The organism is Brevundimonas sp. BAL450 (genome assembly GCF_015767455.1).
Taxonomy (GTDB): domain Bacteria; phylum Pseudomonadota; class Alphaproteobacteria; order Caulobacterales; family Caulobacteraceae; genus Brevundimonas; species Brevundimonas abyssalis.
The window spans coordinates 26038-32902 of sequence record NZ_JADWOW010000038.1 but is presented as its reverse complement, the minus strand read 5'-3'; the positions used below and the strand labels follow the sequence as shown (position 1 = coordinate 32902).

Genomic DNA, 6865 nt, shown 5'->3' with positions numbered 1-6865 from the left:
CGGGCTCGAGCCCGGCGCCCAGGGCGTCGATGAGATCATCAGTCTTCATGGGCGGTCACGCTGGCGGTCAGGGTCTTCATGGCGCGGTGGACGCTGACCTTTGCCGCGCCCTCGCTGAATCCGTTGCGGTCGGCGGCCTCGGCCACGCTGAATCCGGACAGGCGCACATCCTCGATCAGCCGGCGCTGTCGGGCGGGCAGGATGGACAGCACCCGCGACAGGTCGCGGCGCGCCACCCCCTCCTCGGCGGTTTCGGATGCCCAAAGCACGTCCTGATGGTCCTCCAGCGGCACGGTGGCGCGACGCCCCTGGCGACGCAGATGGTCGATCAGCTTGTAGCGCGCGATGGCGAAGCACCACGCCCCGACGCTCTGGTCGGGCTGAAAGGTCGCGCGCTTGGCGTGGATGGCGATCAGGGTCTCCTGCACCAGATCCTCGGCGTCGGCCTCGCCGTCGTACAGACGTCGCCGGAAGAAGGCCCGCAAGGGATCCCGCAGTTCCGTCAACAGGCTTCGCCAGGCCGCGGCGTCACCCGCCAGACCCGCCTGCATCAACCGCTTCAGATGGACTTCACGTTCGGCCACGACTGGTTCCGGGTTCGTCCGGGGACGCCAAAGGTTACACGCGGTCTAGAAAAAAGCAGGCCGACAAATTTCGCCGACCGGCTGTAACCTTCGCGGGGCGGACGTCGAACCCGGTGTTGTCGGACCACTCAGGTTCCGATCGCACTCAAGGAGATCCCGATGAACCGCACCCTGATCCTGACCGGCGCCGCCGCCCTGATGACCGTCGGCGTCGGCGTCGCCGCCGCCCAGTCCGGCGGACAGAACGCCGAAGGCGCGCAGCGCGGCGAGATGGAGCGCTGCTACGGCGTGTCCCGCGCGGGCCAGAACGACTGCGCCGCCGGGCCGGGCACAAGCTGCGCCGGCACCTCGACCCGCGACTGGCAGGGCAACGCCTGGAAGTATGTGCCCAAGGGCACCTGCACCTCCATTGAGACGCCCCGCGGTATGGGCTCCCTGACGCCCGTCAACCGCTGATCCGGGGAGACCGTCCATGCAGCCGTCCGCCGGACTGGGTCTGAAGCCACGGCACTACGCCGACGCCCTGGCCTGTCCGACGGCCGGCCTGTGGTTCGAAGTGCACCCCGAAAACTACATGGTCGCGGGCGGTCCGCGCCTGGGCTGGCTGGCCGCGATCCGCGAGCGGCATCCCCTGTCCCTGCACGGGGTGGGGATGTCGCTGGCGGGCGCCGAGCCGCCGGACGCCGCGCATCTGCAGGCGCTCAGGGCCCTGATCGACCGCTTCGAGCCGTTCGTGGTGTCCGAACACCTGGCCTGGTCCCGCCACGCGGGGACCTATCACCCGGACCTGCTGCCGTTTCCGCGCACCCGGGCGCTGCTGGACCGCATCTGCGACCATGTGGATGCGGCCCAGGACGTGCTGGGTCGCCCGCTGCTGATCGAGAACCCGTCGCTCTATCTGGCCCTTAAAGGCCACGAGATGGAGGAGGTCGAGTTCCTGACCGCCCTTGCCCGGCGCACCGGCTGCGGCCTGTTGCTGGACGTAAACAATGTCCATGTGAGCGCCCGCAATCTGGGTTTCGACCCGACCGTCTACCTGGACGCGGTGCCCGCCGGGCTGATCGGCGAGGTTCACCTGGCGGGCAGCACGCCGGATTCGGAATGGGGCGAGACCCTGCTGATCGACAGCCATGCCGCGCCTGTCTGCGAGGATGTCTGGGCGCTTTATGACCGGCTGATCGCGCGCACGGGCCCACGGCCGACCCTGATCGAACGGGACGCCGAGTTGCCGCCGTTCGAAATCCTGCTCGCCGAACGTGAGCGGGCGCACGGCCTGCTGACCGCCAGTCAGCGGCGGAGCGTGGCCCATGTCTGAGTTCCACGACGCCTTTCACAGGGCCCTGGCCGGAGCGCCGGAGGGCCTGTCGCCATGGCTGGCGCTGGACGCGCGCGGGCTGGCGGGTCTGACGATCTATCGCAACACCGCCGCCCGGAGCCGCATCGAGGCGCTGGCCGCCAACTATCCGGTGGTGGCGGAGATGGTGGGCGAGGACTGGTTCGCCGGAGCGGCCCGCGCCTTCATGCGCGCGCACCCGGACCCCGATCCCGCGCTGGCGGCGTATGGCGAGACGTTTCCGGATTTTCTGGCGTCGTTCCCGCCGGCGCGGGAACTGCCCTATCTGGTCCCGGCGGCGCGGCTGGATCGCGCCTGGACCGAGGCCCATCTGGCGCCGGATCGCGGGCCGGGACCGCTTCATCCCTCGGCGCGGCTGTTCCGTTTCGACTGGAGCGCGCCGGCCCTGTGGCTGGCCCACCGCTATCCGGATCAGCCGGGCGCCGCCATGCGCTGGTCGCCCGAGACGCAGTCGCTTCTGATCCACAGGCCGCAAGCCGAGGTCCGCGCGCGGCTGCTGACGGACGCCGAATGGACGGTTCTGGACTCTGTCCGGCGCGGCCTGACCGGCGGCGCTGTCATGGCGCGCGTGCTGATCGACCATCCGGGCCAGACCCCAGCCGACCTCATGGCCGAACTGACGGCATGGGGCGTCCTTCAATCCTCGCAGGAGTTCAATCCATGACCACCGCTGCCGACGCCCCCGCCACCCGCCGCTTTCCGCTCGAAACCCTGCATGCACGCCTCGAGACGCTGACGCCGCACAGCCTGCTGGCCCTTGTCATGCGGCTGGGCGTAGCGGCGGTCTTCTTCATCTCGGGACGGACCAAGGTGGATGGCGTCCTGACCCTGTCGGACACCACCTTCTTCCTGTTCGCCGAAGAGTACCGCGTGCCCCTGCTGCCGCCGGACGCCGCCGCCTATCTGGCCACCTGGGCCGAGCATCTGTTTCCGGTGTTGCTGGTGCTGGGGCTGTTCACCCGGTTCTCGGCCCTGGCCCTGCTGGGCATGACGGTGGTGATCCAGCTGTTCGTCATCCCGACAGGTTGGCCGACCCACCTGATGTGGGCAGGGCCCATGCTCTATCTGATCTCGCGAGGCCCCGGCGCCTGGAGCGTCGACCGGCTGATCGGTCTGGAGCGATCGTCCCGCGCATGATCTGCTTGCACCCGGCGCGACGACCGCTACAGGGAGGAACGCGCGCGGGGACCCTTGTCGATGTTCACCCTTCTCAACGCCCAGAGCCTGATTGGCCTGGCGGTCATCATCGGCCTGTGCTGGGTGCTGTCGGAGAACCGGCGGGCCTTTCCGTGGAAGCTGGCGCTGGGCGCGGTGGCGGTCCAGACGGCCATCATCCTGTTCGTGTTCGGGGTGCCGGGTGCGGATATCGGGCTGGCGGTGATCTCCGGCGCGGTGGAGGGGCTGGCGACCGCCACCCGGCGCGGGGCCCAGTTCATCTTCGGCTATCTGGCCGGCGGGGATCAGCCCTATTCGGTGGAGAACCAGGAGGCGTTGTTCGTTTTCGCCTTCCAGGTCCTGCCGCTGATTCTGGTGATCTCGGCGCTGTCGGCCCTGTTGTGGCACTGGAAAATCCTCAAGTGGATCACCCGGGGCTTCGGCCTGCTGTTCCAGAAATCCATGGGGCTGGGCGGGGCCTCGGCGCTGGCGGTGGCGTCCAACATCTTCCTGGGCATGATCGAGAGCCCCATCGTCATCCGCGCCTATCTGGACAAGCTGACCCGGTCGGAGATCTTCCTGCTGATGACGGTGGGCTTCTCCACCGTGGCGGGCTCGACCATGGTGGCCTACGCCACCATCCTGGCGCCGGTGCTGCCCAATGCGGCGGGCCATGTGCTGGTGGCGTCCATCGTCTCGGCTCCGGCGGGCGTGCTTCTGGCCCGCATTCTGGTGCCGGAGAAGCCGGGGGAGGGCGGCGCCTACGCCGAATACGACTCGGCCCTGAAGTACGACAGCGCCATCGACGCCATCTCCAAGGGCACGGCCGACGGCCTGATGGTGGTGCTCAACATCTCGGCCATCCTGATCGTGTTCGTGGCCCTGATGACCCTGGTCAATATGATGATCGGCGGCTTCTGGCTGTTCGGCGAGCCGGTGACGGTGGAGCGCCTGCTGGGCTTCGCCTTCGCGCCGCTGGCGTGGGCCACGGGGGTCGAGTGGAGCGAAGCGGGCAAGGCCGGCTGGCTGCTGGGGGTCAAGCTGACCCTGACCGAGTTCGTGGCCTTCATCGAGCTGGGCGGCATTCCCGACGGCGAGATCAGCGAGCGCACCCGGCGCCTGATGACCTATGCCCTGTGCGGCTTCGCCAACATCGGTTCGGTGGGCATTTCGGTCACTGGCCTGTCCATCCTGATCCCGGAACGGCGCGAGATGGTGCTGGGTCTGGTCTGGAAGGCGCTGATGGGCGGGTTCCTGGCCACCCTGGTCACCACCTCGGTGGTCGGCGCCTTGCCGGACAGCATCTTCACCGGTTAGGTTTCGAAAAGAAACGAACCGGAGGGCGACCCATGAAGCTCTATGACACCCAACGCGCGCCCAATCCGCGCCGCGTCCGCTGGCTGATGGCGGAAAAGGGCATCGAGGACATCGAGATCGTGCAAGTGGACCTGCTCGCCGGTCAGCATCGGACGTCCGAATATCGCGACAAGGTAGGCGCGCCGCACGTCCCGGCGTTGGAGCTGGACGACGGGACCTGCATCTCGGAATCCCTGGCCATCTGCCGCTATCTGGAGACGCTGTATCCGGAACCGAACCTGTTTGGCCGGGATGCGCGTGAACAGGCCGAGATCGAGATGTGGACCCGTCGGGTCGAGATGTACCTGTCCACGCCGATGATGCTGACGGTGCGCTTCACCCATCCGGCGCTGGCCACGCTGGAAGAGCCCAAGCCCGAGGTGGCCGCCTATAACCGCGACAGCGCCGAGCGCTACATGAAGGTTCTGGACCGCCGTCTGGCCGATCGGGAATTCATCGCCACGGACCGCTTCACCATCGCCGACATCGTCGCCGCCACCGGCGTGGATTTCGGCCGCCTGATCAAATACCGCCCGCCCGAGGACTACATCCACTTCAACCGCTGGCTCGAGGCTTGCCGCGCCCGTCCGACGGCGAAGGCAGGGCTTTAACGGAGGCCGCCATGCAGGTATTGGCGCCGGTCGAACGCTGGATGGCCGTGCTGCTGGCGGCGCTGGCCGGCTATGTGGACAGCATCGGCTTCCTGCAGCTGGGCGGTCTGTTCGTCTCGTTCATGAGCGGCAACACCACGCGCATGGCCGCAGGTCTGGCCCAGGGTGACTGGCGTCTGGCCGGCGTCGCCGGGTTGATCCTTCTGCTGTTCGTGATCGGGGCCATGCTCGGCGCTCTTGTCGCGTCTGGAGCCGGTCCGCGTCCGCGGGCCCGTGTGCTGGCCGTGGAAGCCGCCCTGTTGCTGGCGGCGGCGCTCGCGGCTGGAATGGGGCGCCCTGTCATCGCCGTCACCTGCATGGTGGTCGCCATGGGGCTCGAGAACGCGGTCTTTCTCCGGAACGGACAGGTAGGCGTCGGGCTGACCTACATGACGGGCGCCCTGGTCAAGATCGGCCATACACTGGCGGCGGCCATGCGCGGCGGCCCGCTGCGGGATGTGGCGCCTCCGCTGATGTTGTGGGGCGGGCTGACCGTCGGCGCGATTCTGGGGGCTCTGGCCTTCAGCCTCGGGGGCCTCGTCGCGCTCTATCCGGCGGCGGGTCTTGCGGCGGCGCTGGCCCTGGCGTCGGGGCGTGTCCGCTCTGCGTGAGTTGCGCTCCGACGTTAGCTAACCTAGCTTACCTGCCATGGCCGCCATCGCGAACATCCATGACGCCAAGACCAATCTGTCGAAGCTGATCGAACGCGCCCTCGCCGGCGAGGACGTGACGATCGCCAGGGCGGGCAAGCCGCTCGTGCGTCTTGTGCCGGTGCAGAGCGAGCAGGAACGGGTTGATCACAGCCAGTGGCTGGGCGCCCTCAAGGGGCAGGTCTGGGTCGCGCCGGATTTCGATGAAGCGGACGCCGAGGTCGAAGCCATGTTCGAGAAGGGCCTCGACAAGCCTTGAGGGTCCTGATCGACACCAATGTGCTGATCCGAGCCTTGACCGACCCGGACCAGCTGGGTGAGGAATTTCGCGAATGGCTAAAATCGCAGGCTACGACCCGCGTCGTCGTCAGCGATGTCAGCCTGTGGGAAATCGCCATCAAGCTGTCCATCGGCAAACTCCGGCTTCCGGAGAGGTTTCGAGCCCTTGTCGATGACGGTCCCTTTGAGCGATTGCCGATTACCGCCGATCACGTGTGGGCCGTGCGCAGTCTGCCGCGCGACGGCCACGGCGACCCCTTTGACCGGTTGCTGATCTGTCAGGCTCGCCTTGAGGGGCTTGTCTTTGCGACGGCTGATCGAAAGCTCGAGCAGTATGGGGTCCCCATCCTGCGCGCCTGACCTCACGCCCGCGGGGTGAACTTCTTGATCACGCCGGAGAAGGTCATCAGGGTTCGGCCCTCTGCGTGGATCTGGCCGCGCACGAAGATCAGCGAGCCGCCCGCGCGCACCACCTCGCCGGTGGCCTCCACCAGTTCACCCACATGGGCGCCGTCGATGAAAGTGGAGTCCAACTGCACCGTCACCCCGGACTTGCCTTCCATCTCCTGATAGGCGGTCTGGAACAGGGCGATGTCGGCGAAGGTCATCAGGCAGCCGCCGTGCATGCGCCCGCCCGCATTCATGTGCTTGGGCTCGGCCCGGAAGGCGCAGCGCATCTGGCCGTCGGGGTCCGGTTTGAAATAGAACGGGCCCACCACCTGGTCGAAGGTGCCGTGCAGGTCATAGGTCTGCCAGCCGGCGAATTCGCCCTCGCTCACCGTGATCTTCTCGACCATCCTCAATCTCCGACTCGAAATATCTTTTGCAGCGCAGCAT

11 protein-coding genes are annotated in these 6865 nt (G+C 67.5%); 9 read left to right on the top strand and 2 right to left on the bottom strand.

Annotation, left to right across the window (positions count from 1 at the left end; translation table 11 throughout):
• Positions 1-38: 38 nt before the first annotated feature.
• Complete coding sequence (locus IWC96_RS03325; RefSeq protein ID WP_196838335.1) at positions 39-584, bottom strand: sigma-70 family RNA polymerase sigma factor; 546 nt, start codon at positions 582-584, stop codon at positions 39-41.
• 159 nt (positions 585-743) lie between these two features.
• Here IWC96_RS03325 and IWC96_RS03320 point away from each other — a divergent pair, with 159 nt between their 5' ends.
• Genes IWC96_RS03320 through IWC96_RS03280 form a run of 9 tightly spaced genes read left to right on the top strand, consistent with a single transcriptional unit; the run spans position 744 to position 6388 of the window.
• A complete protein-coding gene (locus IWC96_RS03320; protein WP_021696912.1) occupies positions 744-1040 on the top strand; it encodes a DUF2282 domain-containing protein in 297 nt (98 codons plus the stop codon).
• A 16-nt stretch (positions 1041-1056) separates the two neighbouring features.
• Positions 1057-1899 carry a DUF692 domain-containing protein gene (locus IWC96_RS03315; RefSeq protein WP_021696913.1) on the top strand — a complete coding sequence of 281 codons (843 nt, stop codon included), beginning with the start codon at positions 1057-1059 and terminating at the stop codon, positions 1897-1899.
• Positions 1892-2602, top strand: a complete 711-nt coding sequence (locus IWC96_RS03310) for a DNA-binding domain-containing protein (RefSeq protein ID WP_021696914.1) — start codon at positions 1892-1894, stop codon at positions 2600-2602. The genes IWC96_RS03315 and IWC96_RS03310 overlap by 8 nt, the downstream gene beginning before the upstream one ends.
• Positions 2599-3075, top strand: a complete 477-nt coding sequence (locus IWC96_RS03305; protein ID WP_021696915.1) for a DoxX family protein — start codon at positions 2599-2601, stop codon at positions 3073-3075. The genes IWC96_RS03310 and IWC96_RS03305 overlap by 4 nt, the downstream gene beginning before the upstream one ends.
• A 60-nt stretch (positions 3076-3135) precedes the next feature.
• Complete coding sequence (locus tag IWC96_RS03300) at positions 3136-4410, top strand: NupC/NupG family nucleoside CNT transporter (protein ID WP_196838334.1); 1275 nt, start codon at positions 3136-3138, stop codon at positions 4408-4410.
• Between the two features lie 32 nt (positions 4411-4442).
• Positions 4443-5060, top strand: a complete 618-nt coding sequence (locus IWC96_RS03295; protein WP_021696917.1) for a glutathione S-transferase family protein — start codon at positions 4443-4445, stop codon at positions 5058-5060.
• An 11-nt stretch (positions 5061-5071) separates the two neighbouring features.
• A complete protein-coding gene (locus tag IWC96_RS03290) occupies positions 5072-5710 on the top strand; it encodes a YoaK family protein (RefSeq protein ID WP_021696918.1) in 639 nt (212 codons plus the stop codon).
• A 37-nt stretch (positions 5711-5747) separates the two neighbouring features.
• On the top strand, positions 5748-6008 hold the full coding sequence (locus IWC96_RS03285) for a type II toxin-antitoxin system Phd/YefM family antitoxin (RefSeq protein WP_021696919.1): 261 nt from the start codon (positions 5748-5750) through the stop codon (positions 6006-6008).
• Positions 6005-6388: a type II toxin-antitoxin system VapC family toxin gene (locus tag IWC96_RS03280; protein ID WP_021696920.1), complete on the top strand. Its 384-nt coding sequence runs from the start codon at positions 6005-6007 to the stop codon at positions 6386-6388. Before IWC96_RS03285 ends, IWC96_RS03280 begins: the two co-directional genes overlap by 4 nt.
• 2 nt (positions 6389-6390) lie before the next feature.
• Here IWC96_RS03280 and IWC96_RS03275 read toward each other — a convergent pair whose 3' ends face one another.
• On the bottom strand, positions 6391-6825 hold the full coding sequence (locus tag IWC96_RS03275; RefSeq protein ID WP_021696921.1) for a PaaI family thioesterase: 435 nt from the start codon (positions 6823-6825) through the stop codon (positions 6391-6393).
• Between the last annotated feature and the right edge of the window lie 40 nt (positions 6826-6865).